We start from the raw sequence: 16,948 nt of genomic DNA on the forward strand, positions 1-16,948 counted from the left end.
ATCAGGCCGGCTTCTGGCGGCCGTAGAGCAGGAGCATGCCGATGATGACGGCGCCGTAGATGAGCTGGCGGCCGGCTTCCTCGATCTGCATCACCGAGAGGATGGATTGCAGCAGGGTGATCAGGATTACGCCCGCCACCGTTCCGAGGTAGGAACCTTTGCCGCCGAGCACATGCGTGCCGCCGAGAACGACGGCCGCGATCGACGGCAGCAGATAGGCGTCGCCCATGGATTGCGACGCCTTTGACGCGTAACCCGCCAGCAGAACGCCGCCGAGCGCGCTGAGCCCTCCCGAAATAACAAAAGCCAGAAGCGTAATGCGACGAGTATTGATGCCGGACATGTAGGCGGCGCGCTCCCGGTTTCCGATGGCGTAGAGCGACCGGCCGAAGGTCGTCCGCGTCAGCATGAAAACCGCGGCCAAACCCACGCATAGCCAGACGAGAACCCCGTTAGGGAGTCCCGGGATTGTGTAGCCGGTTGCCAGGAACCGCATGGCCGGCGTGGCCGAATCCTGCGGGGAGAAGCCGCCGGTGTAGACGACCATCAGCCCTTGCGCGACGGCATTGGTCGCCAGCGTGATGATCATCGAGGGAATGCGGAGATAGGCGACCGCCAGGCCGTTGACGAGACCGATCGCAGCGCCGCAGAAAATGCCGAAGGGGATCGCCAGAACCGAGCCGGTCGTACCATAAGCCGTCGCGGCGCAGGCCATCATCGCACCTGTCGTCACGACCCATGGCACCGAAAGGTCGATCTGGCCGAGCAGGATGACCGCCATCATGCCGGTGGCGATGACGCCGAGGAACGAGGCCACCTTCAGCTGCTGCAGTAGATAATCCGGCGACAAGAAATTCGGCGAATAGATCGATCCGGCGAGCAGAAGCAGGATGATGCATCCGAAGGCGGTTGCCACCGCCGGATCGATACCGCGCAGGCGTGTGGGCACTCGAAGCTGCCGCATGAGGGACGCTTCCTCGCTCATTGAAACCACTCCAGCCGATTGCGGACCCTGGCAAGCCCGATGCAGCCGATACTGATCGCCAGCATCAACACCACGCCCTGGAACAGCGGCTGCCAAAGCGGATCGAAATCGAAGACGAAGAGCAGGTCGCCGATCGTGCGAAAGGCCAGGGCTCCGAAGACAGCGCCGACGGCGCTTCCCTTGCCTCCTGCAAGGGAAACGCCGCCGAGCACCACCGCCGCGATCGAATAGAGCGTGTAGGCGTTGCCGCTCGCAAACGCCGCTTCGCCGGTATAGGAGAAAAAGGTGAGATAGAGCCCGCCGATCGCCGAAAGCAGTCCCGCCAATGCATAGGCGGTGAATTTCGCCCGCTTGACCGGCATTGCCGACATATAGGCGGCGTTCTCGGCCGAACCCACCGCATAGGCCGCCCTGCCGATCGCCGAGCGGCTGAACGGAACCCAGATGACGACAATGACGGCGAGGAGAACCACGAGGCTTGCCGGAACGATCCCAAAGAGCTTCGAGGTGAAGGCATCGGCCAAATCCTCGTTGATCGAGCCGCCGGGCGTCGGTCGCAGCAACAGCGCCAGCCCATAGAAGATCGCGCTGGTCGCGATCGTCGCCACGATCGGCTGCAGCCGGCCGAAGATGATGATGAGCCCGTTCAGCATGCCGCAGCCCAGCCCGGCGAGCAGCACCACGGCGATGCCAGTTCCCGTCTGCAGCGGCGTGCCGACGACCAGCCAGGAGGCGAGGCAATTGCAGAGGACCAGAACCATGCCGGCCGAGAGATCGATGCCGGCGGTGATGACGACCAGGCATTGCGCCATGGCGACGAAGGCGAGCAGCGTCGCCTTGTTCGAAGCCGTCTGCACGACGTTGGGCGTGAAGCCCGCCGGGTGGTTCGAGACGTAGAGGGCGAACATGGCGACGAAGAGGAGTGCGGCAAACAGCGTTCCCTTCTGCTGCGCATACCAGAACCGCCGGTCGCCGGAAGCATGCTTGTTCATGGGGCAATCCTTTGCGCCACGTGGTCGCCGGCGATGTTGAGAGCTGCGCCGATCAGTTCGTGCTCGTTGATCTCGGCGCCTTCGAGCTCGCGGATGATGCGGCCGTCATACATGACGAGCACGCGGTCGCAGCAGCCGATCAGTTCATCATAGTCGGTGGAGTAGAAGATGATCGCCGCGCCCGCATCGGCAAGCTTGTGCAGCAGCAGATAGATTTCCTGCTTGGTGCCGACGTCAATGCCGCGCGTCGGATCGTTGAGCAGGATGATACGCGGCCTGTTCATCAGCCATTTGGCGATAACCACCTTCTGCTGGTTACCGCCGGATAGCGCGGCAACGGGCATGTCGATCGTCGCGGCCTTGATCGCCAACAGCTTGAACAGATCGTCGATCTCGCGTCGTTCGGCCGCCCGATCGATGACGCCGTTGCGCGAGACGCGGTCGAGGGCTGCAATCGACAGGTTCTCGCGCACGGTCATCGGCAGCATCAGCCCTTCGGTCTTCCGATCCTCGGGGATCAGCGCCATGGATATGCCGCCGGACTTGGCATCACGCGGGCTTTTCAGCGTCACCGGCCTGCCGTCGATTACGACTTCACCCTTCACATCGCGCAGCACGCCGAAGAGGGCCAGCAGCAATTCGCGCTGTCCCTGCCCGTCCAGGCCGCCGACGCCGATGATCTCGCCGGGCTTGATATCGAAGGTGATGCCGGAAAGCCTATCGCCCCAGGAAAGGTCGCGGCAGGAAAGGACCGGCTTTACCTCTCCGCGATGCGCCGGTTTCGGCGGAAAGACATTGCTGTATTCGCGGCCAATCATCAGCTCCACCACCTGCTGGTCGGTCTTCGTGCCGGCCGGATAGGATTCGATGCTGCGGCCGTTGCGGAAGACCGTGCACTCATCCGCCAGCTGGGCGATCTCGTGCATGCGGTGGGAGATATAGATTAGCGCCATTCCCTCGGCGCGCAGGCGCTTCAGCACGGCAAAGACCTTTTCGACATCCGACTGCGTCAGCGCCGAGGTCGCCTCGTCGAGGATCATCAGCCGCGGCTTGCGGGCAAGCGCCTTGGCGATCTCGACCATTTGCCGCCGGGACAGAGGGAGGTCCTTGACCAAGGCGGACGGATGAATGTCGGAGGCGCCGGCGCGCGCCAACGCTTCCTCGGCGATCCGCCGCTGCCTGCGCCGGTCTATCATGCCGAATTTCAGCGGTGGATTGCTGATGACGATGTTGTCGGCGACCGAGAGGTCGGGGATCAGCGAAAGCTCCTGGAAAACGCAGACGATGCCCGCCGCATTGGCGGCGGCCGGCGAGGCGAAGGCGATCTCCTTACCGTCGAGCAGCATGCGTCCTTCATCAGGCGCCACGACGCCCGCCATGATCTTGATCAGCGTTGATTTGCCGGCGCCGTTCTCGCCGAGGACGGCATGGATCGCGCCCGGCCGGATGGCGATATCGGCATCCTTAAGCGCGACGGCACCGCCATAGCGTTTCGATATGCCTTCCATGCGGAAAAGCGGTTCGGGCAAGGTCATGCATCCAGCCTCCATTCGGTCTATCACCTTCGAGATTGCGGGTGCGAACACCCGCAATCAGATCCGGAGGACGGCTGCTATTGGTTCTCTTTGGACTGCCCCATGATTTCCTGAGCGCTGAAATTAATGCCGCAGGTGGGGAAGGAATTGCCGACGAAGAAGTTGTCGGACTGGGTGGGATAATAATCCTCGCCTTCCTTGAAATCAGGATCCGAAACAATCGCGGTCGGCAGCTTGACGGCCTGCGGCACGACCTGACCCTCAAGGGCTGCAATCGCCGTCTTGATGGCGACGGCGACCTGGGCCGGGCCGGTGCCGGCGGACGAGCACTTCAGGCCGTCGGCGGCATGGGCAGCGCAGAATTTGCGGAAGCCATTTTCCGTCTCACCGCCGAAGGGCACGAAGGGATGTTTGGCATCGATCATCGCCTGCACGACGCCGGTATCGCCGCCCTGGGCAGTGATGCCGTCGAACGGGCCGTTGGTGGCGATCGCGTCAGCGGTTGCCTTCTGGGCAACGCCGTCATCCCATTTTCCGACGACCTCGGTTACCGTGAACTTCTTGCCCGAGGCGTCCAGGGTTTCGTGGATGCCGTTGTGGCGATCCGTATCGACCGAGGTGCCGGCGACGCCACGCACTTCCAGCACCTTGCCGCCGTTCGGCAGATGCTTCACCAGCCAGTCGGCCCAGAGGACACCGAGCCCCTTCTGGTCGACGTTGACATTGATAGCGTCCTTGGTGTCCAGGATATTGTCGAAAGCGACAAGGACGACCCCGGCCTCCTTGGCGCGCTTGATCACCGGCCCGAAGGCGGTCGGGTTCTGCGCGTTGACGACGATGGCATCATAACCGGCATCGATGAAGTTGTTGATGGCGGAAATCTGCGCCGGCACATCCTCGCCTGTGGAAACGACCTTGAACTCCTTCAGCTTGGCCGCGACATCGGGCTGGGCGGCGTAGGCCTTGGCCGTCTGCACCATCTGGATACGCCAGGTGTTGGCGATATAGCCGTTGGCGAGCGCGATGCGATAGGGGCCGTCCTTCTTCGGATATTGCAGGAACTGTGTGTCGGCTGCCCACGGCACCATGCAGCCGGGCTCGGCGGCCGGACCGGACACGACCTTCGGTTCCGCACTGGCCGCGCCGCAGAGCAGGGCAAGCGCGGATACGGAAAACGCGGCAATGCGAGCCAAATTGGCTTCTTTCACCTTAAACATGAATGTTCTCCTCCTCAGGCGGACCGAGCCGCCTCTCCTATGCTTTGATTTGCATACTTGGTCCCGGAAGGCTCCACCCCGTCCCTTTCCGGTACAATTTTAGGTTAACATAGTTGACAGCGCTGTCAAATCGTATCTGCTAGCGCTGTCAACTACAACAATGAGCGAATATTCTCTATTTTTAAAGAATATGAGAATCAATATTATGGGACGAATGGCGGGACTTGCATGCGGCGGATAACACTTGATGACGTGGCAAATCTTGCCGGCGTCAGCCCGATCACGGTTTCGAGGGTGCTGCGCAAGCCCGATGCCGTCTCGCCACGCCTGCGGCTGCGCGTCGATGCCGCCGTCAAGGAACTCGGCTATGTGCCGAATATTGCCGCGAGCCGCCTCGCCTCCTCGCGCACGCATGCGATCGGCGTCATCGTTCCGACCCTCTACAACGTTATCTTCGCGGAATATCTGTTTGCGCTTCACGAGGTGCTGGTCGCCGCCGGCTTCCAGGTGATCGTCGTCAACAGCCGCTATTCCGAGATCGAGGAGGAAAACGCCATCAAGGCATTACTCGGGCAAAGGGTGGAGGCGATCATCATCGCCGGCACTCATCATACGCCGCTCTCGCGTCAGCTTCTCGCCCAGGCTCGTCTGCCCGTTGTCGAGACCTTCGAGCTTTCTCCAAACCCGATCGACCTCAACATCGGCATGTCGCAGGAGCATGCCGGGCAGACGGCGACGCAGCACCTGATCGAACGGGGTTTCCGCCGGATCGCCTTCCTGACCGGCAATCTCGACCACCGCGCCCAGTCGCGTTTCGACGGCTACCGGCTGGCGATGCAGGAGGCGGGGCTGCCGAATCTGGAGATCATCGCCGAGAGGCCACGCCATAGCTCCGTGGCACTCGGCTCCGACCTCTTCACCATGACGCATGAACGTGGCGACGTGCCCGAGGCGATCTTCTGCACTGACGACAATCTGGCGCTCGGCGCCATGCAGGAATGCCGCAAACGCGGCATCCGTGTGCCCGATGACATCTCGATCATCGGATTTCACGACCTGGAATTCGCCGCCTGCGCCGCACCCTCCCTCTCCTCGATCGCGACTCGGCGTTTCGAAACCGGAAAACTCGCGGCCGAAAGGGTGCTTGCCGCGTTGAATTCCTCCGTGGTATCGAGGGCCGAGCAGATCGACCTCGCCTTTGCCTTGGTTCCGCGCGAAAGCACGGCAATCTGATCATATATTGTGCATACTTAATTTTTGCACACTTTTCAGGCTGACGCGCTTGCCAAATTTGCTGCACTGCCTCATGAATATAGCCATGACGCATCTCGATCTGACAATTCTGGTGATCGACGAAAATGCCATTCGCGCCTCCATCATCGAAGAAGGCCTGCGCGAGGCAGGGCATACGCGCGTCACCGTCGTGCATGAGGTCAACGGCATCGCGCGAATCATCGAAACGCTGATGCCCGATGTGATCATCATCGATATCGAAAATCCCAACCGCGACATGATGGAGCATCTGTTCCAGCTGACGCGCACCGTCAGCCGCCCGATCGCCATGTTCGTCGACCGGTCCGACACGGCCTCGATCGAGGCTGCCGTCGATGCCGGCGTCTCGGCCTATATCGTCGATGGATTGAAGAAGGAACGCGTCAAACCGATCCTCGACATGGCCGTGAGCCGCTTCAATGCCTTCAACCGGCTGCGGCGGGAACTTGCCGATGCCCGCTCCGCGCTGGAGGAACGCAAGCTGGTCGAGCGCGCCAAGGGCATATTGATGAAGATGCGCGGCCTCTCCGAGGAAGAGGCTTTCGCCCTGCTGCGCCAGACAGCGATGAACGAAAAGAAGAAGATGTCGGACATTGCCCAGAGCGTCGTCACTGCCGCGGGGCTGTTGATGTAATGGCCGACCTGATGAATTTCCGGAGGAAACCGGAGTGGATATGATGACGAAGACCTCCAACTCCGGCGGCGACATGCCCTCGCCCGGGCGGGTGAACAACGAAGGACCGAAAGTACTGCGGGCGGGTTTCATTCCGCTCGTCGATGCATCGGTGCTGATTGCGGCCGCAGAATTCGGCTTCGCGCGGAAGGAAGGCCTGACGCTCGATCTCGTCAAGGACGTCTCCTGGGCGAATGTGCGTGACCGCCTGGCATTCCGCCAGTTCGACATCGCCCACATGCTGTCGCCGATGCCCGTCGCCTCCATGCTCGGCCTCGGCTCCAATCCCTCACCGACGATCACGCCATTTTCGCTGGGGCGCGGCGGCAACGCGATCACGCTGTCGACGCGGTTCTTCGACAGGATGCGGAATGACGCGGGATTGCCCGAAACGGCAAGCGCGCTCGACAATGCCCGCGCCCTGGCAAAAACATTGGCGGCAATGAAGGCCCGCGGCGAGCCGCTGCCGACTTTCGGGGTCACCTATCCCTTCTCCTCGCACAATTACGAATTCCGCTACTGGCTGGCGGCCGGCGGCATCGATCCCGACAAGGACGTCAGGCTTGTTGTGGTGCCGCCGCCCATGACTTCGGATGCGCTGGCAGCCGGTGCGATCGACGGTTTCTGCGTCGGCGCGCCGTGGAACATGGTCGCTTCAGAGCGCGGCGTCGGCCGCATCGTTGCCGCCAAGCAGGATATCTGGCCGTCGGCACCGGAAAAGGTGATCGGCATGCGGCCGGACTGGGCGGAAAGCCATCCGGAAACCGTTTCTCGGCTGATCGTGGCCCTCGACGCGGCAGCCCAGTGGTGCGACCGGCCGGAAAATCACGACGCGCTGGCGGCCGCCCTTGCCGACCCGCGCTATATCGCTGCCCCCGTCGAGATTATTCGCCGTGTGCTCGCCGGCGAATTCAGCCTCGACGCAAAGGGTAACCGCCGCATCATTGCCGATTATTTCATGTTCCATTCCGGCTTCGCCAATTATCCCCGGCCGAGCCAGGCGCTGTGGATTTACAGCCAGATGATCCGCTGGGGACAGGCCGAGATCAGCCTCAACATGGCAAGGGCGGCCGCGTCCGCCTACCGCCCGGATCTCTATCGCACGGCTCTCGGTGACGACAGCGCACCAGAAGATGCCGATATCCGCATCGAAGGCAGTGACGAGGGCGACCGTTTCATGGACGGCCACGTCTTCGACCCGGCGAGGCTGCCGGACTATGTCGCAGGTTTTGCCGTCAAAAGCGCCCTCCCCTTCGTTTCCGACGACGAGGTCTAACCGATGCCGGCCTGCACAAAACGCCAGCAAGCATCTGCCCGCCTCACGACAAGCGCACAAAATATTTGCATGAGCGGGTGGCGGCCCGAAAAACAAGCAGGCGGCGCGTTTCGTAAAATATCATTTGTATTCAGCGGATTGAACGTAGGTCACAAAACTGGCACGCAGTTTGCATGGCCTTTGTAGCACCGGTCAATGACGATCAGCGCAGAGTGAGCGCGCGATAGACGCTCACGGAAGACACAGAGATTACTCTTCGGATTGAAGAGGTAGGTTTTAGCTTGAGCAATCTGGCCAACGGATTGCGTCCAGGCAAATGGGCCAGAAGGCCCAAGAATTCGGCGTCCAACGGCGGGCGCCACCAGCAAAGCCGCTGATCAGGATATTTTGCGCGCCTCGGGTATGCGCGTCCTGACCAGCGGCTTTTTGTTTTAACCCTCAGCGATGGATCGGCACGACCTTGTCGGGCCTCGGAGAAGTTATGTCTGTCATCGAGAAATCACAGTCCATGTCCGCCGGCGAACCAGCCAAGGCATTGTGGATCTCCACTATAGCCTTCACGCTCTGTTTTGCCGTCTGGACGATCTTCGCGATCATCGGCATTCGCATCAAGCAGGATCTTGGCCTGAACGAGGCCGAGTTCGGATTGCTGGTCGGCACCCCCGTGCTCACCGGTTCGCTGGTGCGCATCGTCCTTGGCATCTGGACGGGGCGTTACGGCGGCCGTCTCGTTTACACGCTCACCATGCTGGCCGCCGCACTGGCGACCTTTCTGCTCTCTTACGCCCAGACCTATACGCAGATGCTGATCGCCGGCCTCGGCGTCGGCCTCGCTGGCGGCTCCTTCGCAGTCGGTGTCGCCTATGTCTCGCCTTTCTTCCCGGCGGAGAAGCAGGGAACCGCGCTCGGCATCTTCGGCGCCGGCAATGTTGGCGCGGCTGTGACCAAATTCGCCGCCCCTTTCGTGCTGCTCGCATGGGGCTGGCAGGCGGTTGCGGAGATCTGGGCCGTCGGCCTGGCACTGATGGCAATCGTCTTCTGGTTCACCACGACCGATGATCCGGCCTTCCGTCTCCGCCGCGAACGCGGCGCTACCTCCAAGAGTTTTGCCCAGGAATTCGCGCCGCTGCAGAACGTTCAGGTCTGGCGCTTCTCGCTCTATTATTTTTTCGCCTTCGGAGGCTTCGTCGCCCTGTCGCTGTGGCTGCCGCGCTATCTGGTCGGCGTCTACGGCTTCAACCTGGAAACCGCCGGCATGGTCGCGGCCGCCTATTCCATCCCGGGCAGCATTTTCCGCGCCTTCGGCGGCGTGCTGTCGGACAAGAAGGGCGCGCGTAGCGTGATGTATACGATGCTTGCCGTGTCGGCCGTGGCCACCCTCATCCTTTCGCTGCCGGCTGCTTCCAGTGGCGGGACGGGTCCGGCGTTCGGCATCACCCCCGTCATCTTCATCGTCGTCATCTTCGTGCTCGGCTTCTTCATGAGCCTCGGCAAGGCTGCCGTTTACAAGCACATTCCAGCCTATTACCCCGAAAACGTCGGCGCAGTCGGCGGCGTCGTCGGGATGATGGGCGGCCTTGGCGGCTTCATCCTTCCGATTGCCTTTGGCCTCCTCAAGGACATGACCGGCCTTTGGTCCAGCTGTTTCCTGCTGCTCTTTGCGATCGTCGTGATCTCTCTCATCTGGATGCACCTGTCCGTAAAGCAACTGTCGCGCCAAGGGCACTCGGCGCCCGTGGCTGCAACCTGATCTAAGGACCTGGAAATATGACCGAAAAACTTGTCATCATCGGCAATGGCATGGCGCCCGGGCGCATGCTGGAGCACCTCTTCGAACAGGCGCCCGGACGCTATGAAGTTACGATCTTCAATGCCGAGCCGCGCGTCAATTACGACCGCATCATGCTGTCGCCGGTTCTCTCCGGAGAAAAGGACTACGAGCAGATCATCATTCACGGTGACGGCTGGTATATCAAGCATGGCATCATGCTCTACAAGGGCCATAAGATCGTCAATATCGATCGCGCCGCCAAGACCGTCACCTCCGACCACGGCGTCACCGAAAGCTATGACAAGCTGGTGATCGCAACCGGTTCCGTGCCTTTCATCATCCCCGTTCCCGGCAAGGATCTGCCCGGCGTCATCACCTATCGCGATCTCGACGACGTGCAGGCGATGCTGCTTGCCGCTCAGTCGCGCGAAAAGGCTGTCGTCATCGGCGGCGGCCTGCTTGGTTTGGAAGCAGCGGCCGGTCTTGCCCAGCGCGGCATGGACGTCACCGTCCTGCACGTCATGCCGACGCTGATGGAGCGCCAGCTCGACCCCGCTGCCGGCTATCTGCTGCAGAAGGCGGTCGAGGAACGCGGCATCAAGGTCATCTGCAAGGCCAACACCAAGGCGATCGTCGGCAACGGCAAGGTCGAGGGCATCGAGCTTGACGACGGCCGCATCATCCCGGCAACGCTGGTTGTGATGGCCGTCGGCATTCGTCCGAGTGTAGGCCTGGCAAAGGACGCCGGCCTTGCGGTCAATCGCGGCATCGTCGTCGATGCCGGCATGCAGACCTCGGACGGCGATATTCTCGCGCTCGGCGAATGCGCCGAGGTGGGCGGCATGGTCTATGGCCTCGTTGCGCCGCTCTATGAAATGGCCCGTATCGCCGCCTCGCATCTCTCCGGCGATCGCTCGCCGGCCTTCGTTCATGCGGATACGCCGACCAAGCTCAAGGTCACCGGCATCGAGCTTTATTCACTCGGTGACTTCGCCGACGGCGACGACCGCGAGGAGATCGTGTTGCGCGATGCCAGCGCCGGCGTCTACAAGCGCTTGGTGCTGAAGGACAATAAGATCATCGGCACCGTGCTTTACGGCGAGACCGCCGATGGTGCCTGGTTCAATGACCTGAAGAAGAAGGCAACCGATATTTCGGAGATGCGCGAGACGCTGATCTTCGGACAGGCCTATCAGGGAGGGTCGCCGCTGGACCCTATGGCGGCCGTTGCAGCCTTGCCGGATGACGCGGAGATTTGTGGCTGCAACGGCGTATGCAAGGGTAAGATCACTTCGACGATTTCAGGCAAAGGGCTGACGTCGCTCGACGATGTGCGCGCCCACACGAAGGCATCCGCCTCGTGCGGCTCCTGCACCGGCCTTGTCGAACAACTCATGGCGCTGACGCTCGGCGACAGCTACAATCCGACTGCCGTCCAGCCGATGTGCACCTGCACCGAACTCGGCCATGACGACGTTCGCCGGCTGATCAAGGCGAAGGGGCTGAAAAGCATCCCTGCCGTCATGCAGGAGCTCGAGTGGAAGACCTCGTGCGGCTGCGCCAAATGTCGGCCGGCCCTCAACTATTACCTCGTCTGCGACTGGCCGGACGAATATGCCGATGACTACCAGTCGCGGTTCATCAATGAGCGCGTGCACGCCAACATCCAGAAGGACGGCACCTACTCCGTCGTTCCGCGCATGTGGGGCGGTGTCACCAATTCGAACGAGCTGCGCGCCATCGCCGATGTCGTCGACAAGTTCGAGATCCCGATGGTGAAGGTCACCGGCGGCCAGCGCATCGACCTGCTCGGCATCGAAAAGGAAGACCTGCCCGCCGTCTGGGCCGATCTCGGCAAGGCCGGTTTCGTCTCCGGCCAGGCTTATGCCAAGGGTCTGCGCACGGTGAAGACCTGCGTCGGCTCCGACTGGTGTCGTTTCGGCACGCAGGATTCCACCGGCCTCGGTATCCGGATCGAAAGGTTCATGTGGGGCTCCTGGACGCCGGCCAAGCTGAAGATGGCCGTCTCCGGCTGCCCGCGCAACTGCGCGGAAGCAACCTGCAAGGACATCGGTGTGATCTGCGTGGATTCCGGTTTCGAGATCCATTTCGCCGGTGCGGCCGGTCTCGACATCAAGGGCACGGAGGTCCTCGGGCTTGTCCGGACCGAGGACGAGGCGCTGGAGCATATCGTGGCCCTGACGCAGATGTATCGCGAGCAGGCCCGCTATCTCGAGCGCATCTACAAATGGGCAAAGCGCATCGGCCTGGAGGAAATCCGCCGCCAGATCATGGGTGATGCCGAAAAGCGCAAAGCCTATTACGAGCGCTTCGTCTTCAGCCAAAAATTTGCCCAGGTCGACCCCTGGTCGGAGCGTGTTTCCGGCAAGGACAAGCATGAGTTCAAGCCGATGGCGACGATCGGCTATCCGCAGGCTGCAGAATAAGGAGATGGACATGAACTGGATCGCAATCGGTGACATCTCCGACATCCCGCTGCGCGGCGCGCGCTGCGTGAAGACGCCGCAAGGCAAGATCGCCGTCTTCCGCACGGCCGAAAACGAGGTCTTTGCCATCGAGGATCACTGCCCGCACAAGGGCGGCCCGCTCTCCCAGGGCATCGTCCACGCCAAGTCAGTCACCTGCCCGCTGCACAACTGGGTTATCTCGTTGGAAACAGGCAAGGCTCTCGGCGCCGATGAAGGCGAGGTTCGGACGATCCAGGTGCTGAACGAAGACGGCAGGCTGTTCATCGCTCTGGAAAGCCTGATGATGGCGGCGGAATAGATGGCGGCGGAGGTCAAGACCACCTGTCCCTATTGCGGTGTCGGCTGCGGCGTAATCGCCACGGTCGACGCGGCCGGCGCAGTCAGCGTCAAAGGAGATCCCGAGCATCCGTCGAATTTCGGCCGGCTCTGCTCGAAGGGTTCAGCCCTTGCCGAAACCATCGATCTCGATGGCCGGCTTCTCCATCCCGAGATCGAAGGCCAACAGAGCGGCTGGGACGAGGCGCTTGCTCTGGTCGCCCGCCGCTTTTCTGAAACGATAGCCGAACACGGGCCTGCCGCCGTTGCCTTCTACGTCTCGGGCCAGTTGCTGACCGAGGATTACTATGTCGCCAACAAGCTGATGAAGGGCTTCATCGGCTCCGGCAATATCGACACCAATTCAAGGCTTTGCATGTCCTCTTCCGTGGCGGGGCATCGCCGCGCCTTCGGCGCCGATACGGTGCCCGGGACCTATGAGGATATCGAACTTGCGGATCTGGTGATCCTGACCGGCTCCAACCTTGCCTGGTGTCATCCCGTCATCTACCAGCGGCTTGCCGCCGCAAAGACGGCGCGGCCAAACATGCGGATCGTCGTCATCGATCCGCGCCGGACGATGACATGCGACATCGCCGACCTGCATCTCGCCATCCGTCCTGATGGCGACGTTGCGCTGTTCATGGGACTGCTTGCCCATCTCGCGACCAGCCCGGCAATCGACCAGAATTATATCGGCGCCCATACAGAAGGTTTCGGAGACGCTTTTGCGACGGCCGCCGCGCTCGACATCAACGAACTCCTGGAACGGACCGGCCTGCCTGCCATGCAGATCAGGGAGTTCTTCCGCCTGTTCGAGACGACGCCGAAGGTCGTGACCTGCTACAGCCAGGGCGTCAACCAATCCTCCTCCGGCACCGACAAGGTCAATGCCATCCTCAACTGTCACCTGGCGACCGGCCGCATCGGCCGCCCCGGCATGGGACCGTTTTCGCTGACCGGCCAGCCGAACGCCATGGGCGGACGCGAGGTTGGCGGTCTCGCCAATATGCTTGCCGCCCATATGGCGATCGAGAATGCCGAGGACCGAGACCGTGTACAACGCTTCTGGAACTCGCCGGTCATCGCCGCGAAACCCGGCCTGAAGGCGGTCGACATGTTCCAAGCCGTGGCCGACGGACGCATCAAGGCGCTGTGGATCATGGCAACCAATCCCGTCGTCTCGATGCCGGATGCCGACAGCGTCGAAAGCGCGATCGCCGCCTGTCCCTTCGTCGTTGTATCCGACATCCTGAAAGAGACGGATACGACCCGGCACGCAAATGTGCTTTTGCCCTCGCTCGGCTGGGGCGAGAAGGATGGCACCGTCACCAATTCCGAACGGCGCATTTCAAGGCAGCGGCCGTTTCTCGACGTCCCCGGCGATGCAAGGGCAGACTGGTGGCAGCTTGCGGAGGTCGGGCGCCGCATGGGATTTGCCGCCGCCTTCGATTTTGATGCGCCGGCGGCAATCTTCGACGAGCACGCAGCGCTTTCCGCCTTCGAAAATAACGGCCGCCGCGACTTCGACATCGGCGCGCGCGCCGGCATGAGCGGCGGGGCTTACGACGAACTGTCGCCCTTCCAGTGGCCGCAGGCGGCAGGGACAGAACCGAGCATCACCCGCTTCTTCGCCGAGGGCGGTTTCTTCCATCCCGATCGCAAGGCGCGCTTCGTCGCGGTCAAACCGCCCGCAACCGATCGCACCGATGCCGAGTATCCCTTCACGCTGAATACCGGGCGCATCCGCGACCAGTGGCACACGATGACGCGAACCGGAAAGAGCGCGGGGCTTTCCGCCCATATCGCCGAACCCTTTGCCGAGATCCATCCGCGCGACGCGATCGAGACCGGCATATCAAGTGCCAGCCTGGTCGAGATCGACAGCCCGCACGGCAAGGCAATCGTCAGGGCGCTGGTGACCGATCGCCAAGCCCGTGGCGGCATCTTTGCGCCGATGCACTGGAACGACCAATTCGCCGCAAGAGCACGGATCGACGCCGTGGTCGCGCCGATAACCGATCCCATTTCCGGTCAGCCGGCGTCGAAGAACGTGGCCGTCGCCGTCCGGCCCTTCCGCGCCGCCCATTACGGCTTCGCCGTCTCCGCCACGAAACCCGCCACGCCCGACGCGGCCTATTGGGCGCTGGCGAAAGCCGCCGGCGGCTGGCGGCTGGAGCTTGCCTTCGGCGAAAACGTCGAAGACTGGACGGCCTGGTGCCGGGCTGTTTTCGCCATTCCGGCCGAGATCGAACCTCTTGGTTATGCCGACCGGCAATCGGGCGACCTCAGGCTCGCCTTCTTCGACGGCGACGTCCTGCTTGCCGCGCTGTTTCTGGCACGCGAGCCCGTCGCTGTCGCGCGCAACTGGGCGATCTCGCAGCTCTCCGCCTCGCATGGCGACCTCAGGAAACGCTTTGCGCTCGTTGCGGGTCGTCCCGGCGCAGGCAGGCCGGATCCGGGCGCCACCGTCTGCTCTTGCTTCAGTGTCGGGGTCAACCAGATCGCTGCTGTCGTGCGCGGCGGATGTCACAGCGTCGAGGCGGTCGGCAAGGAAACCAGCGCTGGAACCAATTGCGGCTCCTGCCGCAGCGAAATCGGTAGCATCATCGATCGCTGTCTTGCCGCAGCAGCGGAGTGATCCGCGCAGAAGCAAGCAGGACGCAGCCGAGCACCGTCAGGCCGCGTTCGGGACGATAAGCATCTTGTGATCGGAGGAGATGCGGACCGAGATCTCATCATAGGATGAAAGCGTCGGGTGCGGCGTCTCCATCTTTTGGTGATGCGTTGCCGTGATGACCATGACATCGGCACCCGCCGCCTCGCCCGCGGTAATGCCGGCTGCGACATCCTCGAACACCAGGCAATCCTGCGTGCTGACGCCGAGGCGCTCGGCGCCCAGGATATAACATTGCGGGTCGGGTTTTCCGACCTTCACGTCCTCCGCCGTCACCATGAATTTCGGCACCGGCAAGCCTGCTGCCTCCAGCCGTCGGTGAGCAAGGCGCAACGGCGAGGAGGTGACGATCGCCCAGCGATCCGGCGGCAGTGAACTCAGAAAGGTCGCGGCGCCGGGAATGGCCACGACGTCGCTGACATCGGCGATTTCGGCCTCGGTCACCAGCTTCGATTCATGTTCGGGATCGACTCCCGGCAGGTTCAGCCGTGTGATCGTGTCAATGCCGCGCGATCCATGCATCTTCGGTAAAAAGGTGGCGACATCGAGCCCGTGACGCCTTGCCCAGTCGCTCCATACACGCTCGGCCGCACGGATCGAATTGAGGATGGTGCCGTCCATATCGAACAGGAAGGCGGCATAGGGCTTCTCGAAGCCGCGGGGCATCGGCATAGACAAAAGGCTGATCCTTCAGGGAAAGAGTCGGACGGTGGTCGCTATCGCGATGAAACGGCAAATCATTGGGTTTTGCAAGCTTTCGGGAATGGCGGTGACGCCTCCCGACCGCCTTCACCTAAAAAGCCCCCGTGCCGGAGGTGACGATCAAGTCGCAGGAAAGCCGGAGGCCGATCGGGTCGTGGCAGAGGTCGTCGGCACCATCGGCGAGTTCCAGTGCGGCCGAAGCATCGGCGCGCAGGTAGGCTTGCGTGGCCGGATCGACGCGCATCGGAGCTGCGGTCCAGAGTGAGGGACGGCTGACGTCGATCGCTGAAATTTTAGCCTTGTCATTCCTGACGGCGTAGGAGGCGACCGCCATGCCACTCATCGTCAAGGTGAGTGCAAGTACGATCTGAAGACCGAGATCTGCGGCTTCGCGAAAGGAGATGAACATAGCGGCCTCATGCCACGGTTTTTTAGTATCTCCGCATGCAAGTAAGACATGCGCCGGCGCCGATCCAGCGACATCGCCCGTTAAGGTTTACGCATAACCATGCCGGGTACGCAGCGAGGCTTGAAGGCAGGTTTTCTGCAAATTTCGGAACAATGATTCAATCAGGCAGTGACCCAGGGTCATCCCAGATGAAAATCCAAGGAGGATATTCCATGTCTAGATCCCTTATTGCCGCTTCGCTACTCGCGATCGGCATGGCGTCGTCGGCTTTTGCCCAGTCTAACCCGAGTCCGATCGGGCCAACGAATGGCGGCTCGACCGATCCCGGTTCGGGTAGCTATTCATCCGATTACACCAACGATGACAACGGCATTCGTCCGGTACCCGTCTCGCCGGCCGATCCGACGACGACACAGAGCATCGGCCGACCGCAGACGATGGAATGCCCCGGCTTGCCGCAACAGATGTCCGGCGTCGACACGCGCGGCGGCCAGAGTGGCGCATCGATCAGCGATGCCTGCCGCGAATACGACAACTAAGCGACAGACTGCCGCTCTCAGAAAAGGCCGGTTCACGCCGGCCTTTTTCATGTCGCCGACAGCCGTGAAAACTTTTTCCGCCGGATGAAACTTTTG

Annotated in this window: 14 protein-coding genes; 8 read left to right on the plus strand and 6 right to left on the minus strand. The window is 62.0% G+C overall.

Features of this window, described 5'->3' with window-relative positions:
• Position 1: 1 nt before the first annotated feature.
• From G9X64_RS06370 to G9X64_RS06385, 4 genes are all read right to left on the minus strand, one after another.
• Positions 2-985, minus strand: a complete 984-nt coding sequence (locus G9X64_RS06370) for an ABC transporter permease (protein WP_072638700.1) — start codon at positions 983-985, stop codon at positions 2-4.
• Entirely contained in the window at positions 982-1,977 is a 996-nt protein-coding gene (locus G9X64_RS06375; protein WP_171376202.1) for an ABC transporter permease, read from the minus strand. The genes G9X64_RS06370 and G9X64_RS06375 overlap by 4 nt, the downstream gene beginning before the upstream one ends.
• Positions 1,974-3,512 (minus strand): sugar ABC transporter ATP-binding protein, encoded by a 1,539-nt coding sequence (locus tag G9X64_RS06380; RefSeq protein WP_168310185.1) that lies wholly within the window; start codon positions 3,510-3,512, stop codon positions 1,974-1,976. The genes G9X64_RS06375 and G9X64_RS06380 overlap by 4 nt, the downstream gene beginning before the upstream one ends.
• Positions 3,513-3,589: 77 nt before the next feature.
• A complete protein-coding gene (locus tag G9X64_RS06385; protein WP_168310184.1) occupies positions 3,590-4,729 on the minus strand; it encodes a sugar ABC transporter substrate-binding protein in 1,140 nt (379 codons plus the stop codon).
• A 228-nt stretch (positions 4,730-4,957) separates the two neighbouring features.
• Between G9X64_RS06385 and G9X64_RS06390 the strand changes: the two genes are divergently transcribed.
• The 7 genes from G9X64_RS06390 (at position 4,958) to G9X64_RS06420 (ending at position 15,166) form a co-directional block, all read left to right on the plus strand.
• Entirely contained in the window at positions 4,958-5,962 is a 1,005-nt protein-coding gene (locus tag G9X64_RS06390; RefSeq protein ID WP_168310183.1) for a LacI family DNA-binding transcriptional regulator, read from the plus strand.
• A gap of 85 nt (positions 5,963-6,047) precedes the next feature.
• Positions 6,048-6,635 carry an ANTAR domain-containing response regulator gene (locus G9X64_RS06395; RefSeq protein ID WP_168310182.1) on the plus strand — a complete coding sequence of 196 codons (588 nt, stop codon included), beginning with the start codon at positions 6,048-6,050 and terminating at the stop codon, positions 6,633-6,635.
• A gap of 34 nt (positions 6,636-6,669) precedes the next feature.
• Complete coding sequence (locus G9X64_RS06400) at positions 6,670-7,950, plus strand: CmpA/NrtA family ABC transporter substrate-binding protein (RefSeq protein ID WP_171376203.1); 1,281 nt, start codon at positions 6,670-6,672, stop codon at positions 7,948-7,950.
• A gap of 481 nt (positions 7,951-8,431) precedes the next feature.
• Positions 8,432-9,700 (plus strand): MFS transporter, encoded by a 1,269-nt coding sequence (locus G9X64_RS06405; protein WP_168310181.1) that lies wholly within the window; start codon positions 8,432-8,434, stop codon positions 9,698-9,700.
• 17 nt (positions 9,701-9,717) lie between these two features.
• On the plus strand, positions 9,718-12,168 hold the full coding sequence (gene nirB, locus G9X64_RS06410; protein WP_168310180.1) for a nitrite reductase large subunit NirB: 2,451 nt from the start codon (positions 9,718-9,720) through the stop codon (positions 12,166-12,168).
• A gap of 4 nt (positions 12,169-12,172) precedes the next feature.
• A complete protein-coding gene (gene nirD, locus G9X64_RS06415; RefSeq protein ID WP_017960132.1) occupies positions 12,173-12,508 on the plus strand; it encodes a nitrite reductase small subunit NirD in 336 nt (111 codons plus the stop codon).
• On the plus strand, positions 12,509-15,166 hold the full coding sequence (locus G9X64_RS06420; protein WP_168310179.1) for a nitrate reductase: 2,658 nt from the start codon (positions 12,509-12,511) through the stop codon (positions 15,164-15,166).
• 36 nt (positions 15,167-15,202) lie between these two features.
• Here the strand turns inward: G9X64_RS06420 and G9X64_RS06425 are convergent, their stop codons facing one another.
• A complete protein-coding gene (locus G9X64_RS06425) occupies positions 15,203-15,880 on the minus strand; it encodes an HAD family hydrolase (protein WP_168310178.1) in 678 nt (225 codons plus the stop codon).
• A gap of 115 nt (positions 15,881-15,995) precedes the next feature.
• Complete coding sequence (locus G9X64_RS06430) at positions 15,996-16,313, minus strand: hypothetical protein (RefSeq protein ID WP_168310177.1); 318 nt, start codon at positions 16,311-16,313, stop codon at positions 15,996-15,998.
• A 212-nt stretch (positions 16,314-16,525) separates the two neighbouring features.
• Between G9X64_RS06430 and G9X64_RS06435 the strand changes: the two genes are divergently transcribed.
• Positions 16,526-16,852, plus strand: a complete 327-nt coding sequence (locus tag G9X64_RS06435) for a hypothetical protein (RefSeq protein ID WP_168310176.1) — start codon at positions 16,526-16,528, stop codon at positions 16,850-16,852.
• The last annotated feature ends 96 nt before the right edge of the window (positions 16,853-16,948 follow it).

The sequence above is a fragment of the Rhizobium sophorae genome (assembly GCF_013087515.1).
In the GTDB taxonomy this organism is placed as follows: domain Bacteria; phylum Pseudomonadota; class Alphaproteobacteria; order Rhizobiales; family Rhizobiaceae; genus Rhizobium; species Rhizobium sophorae.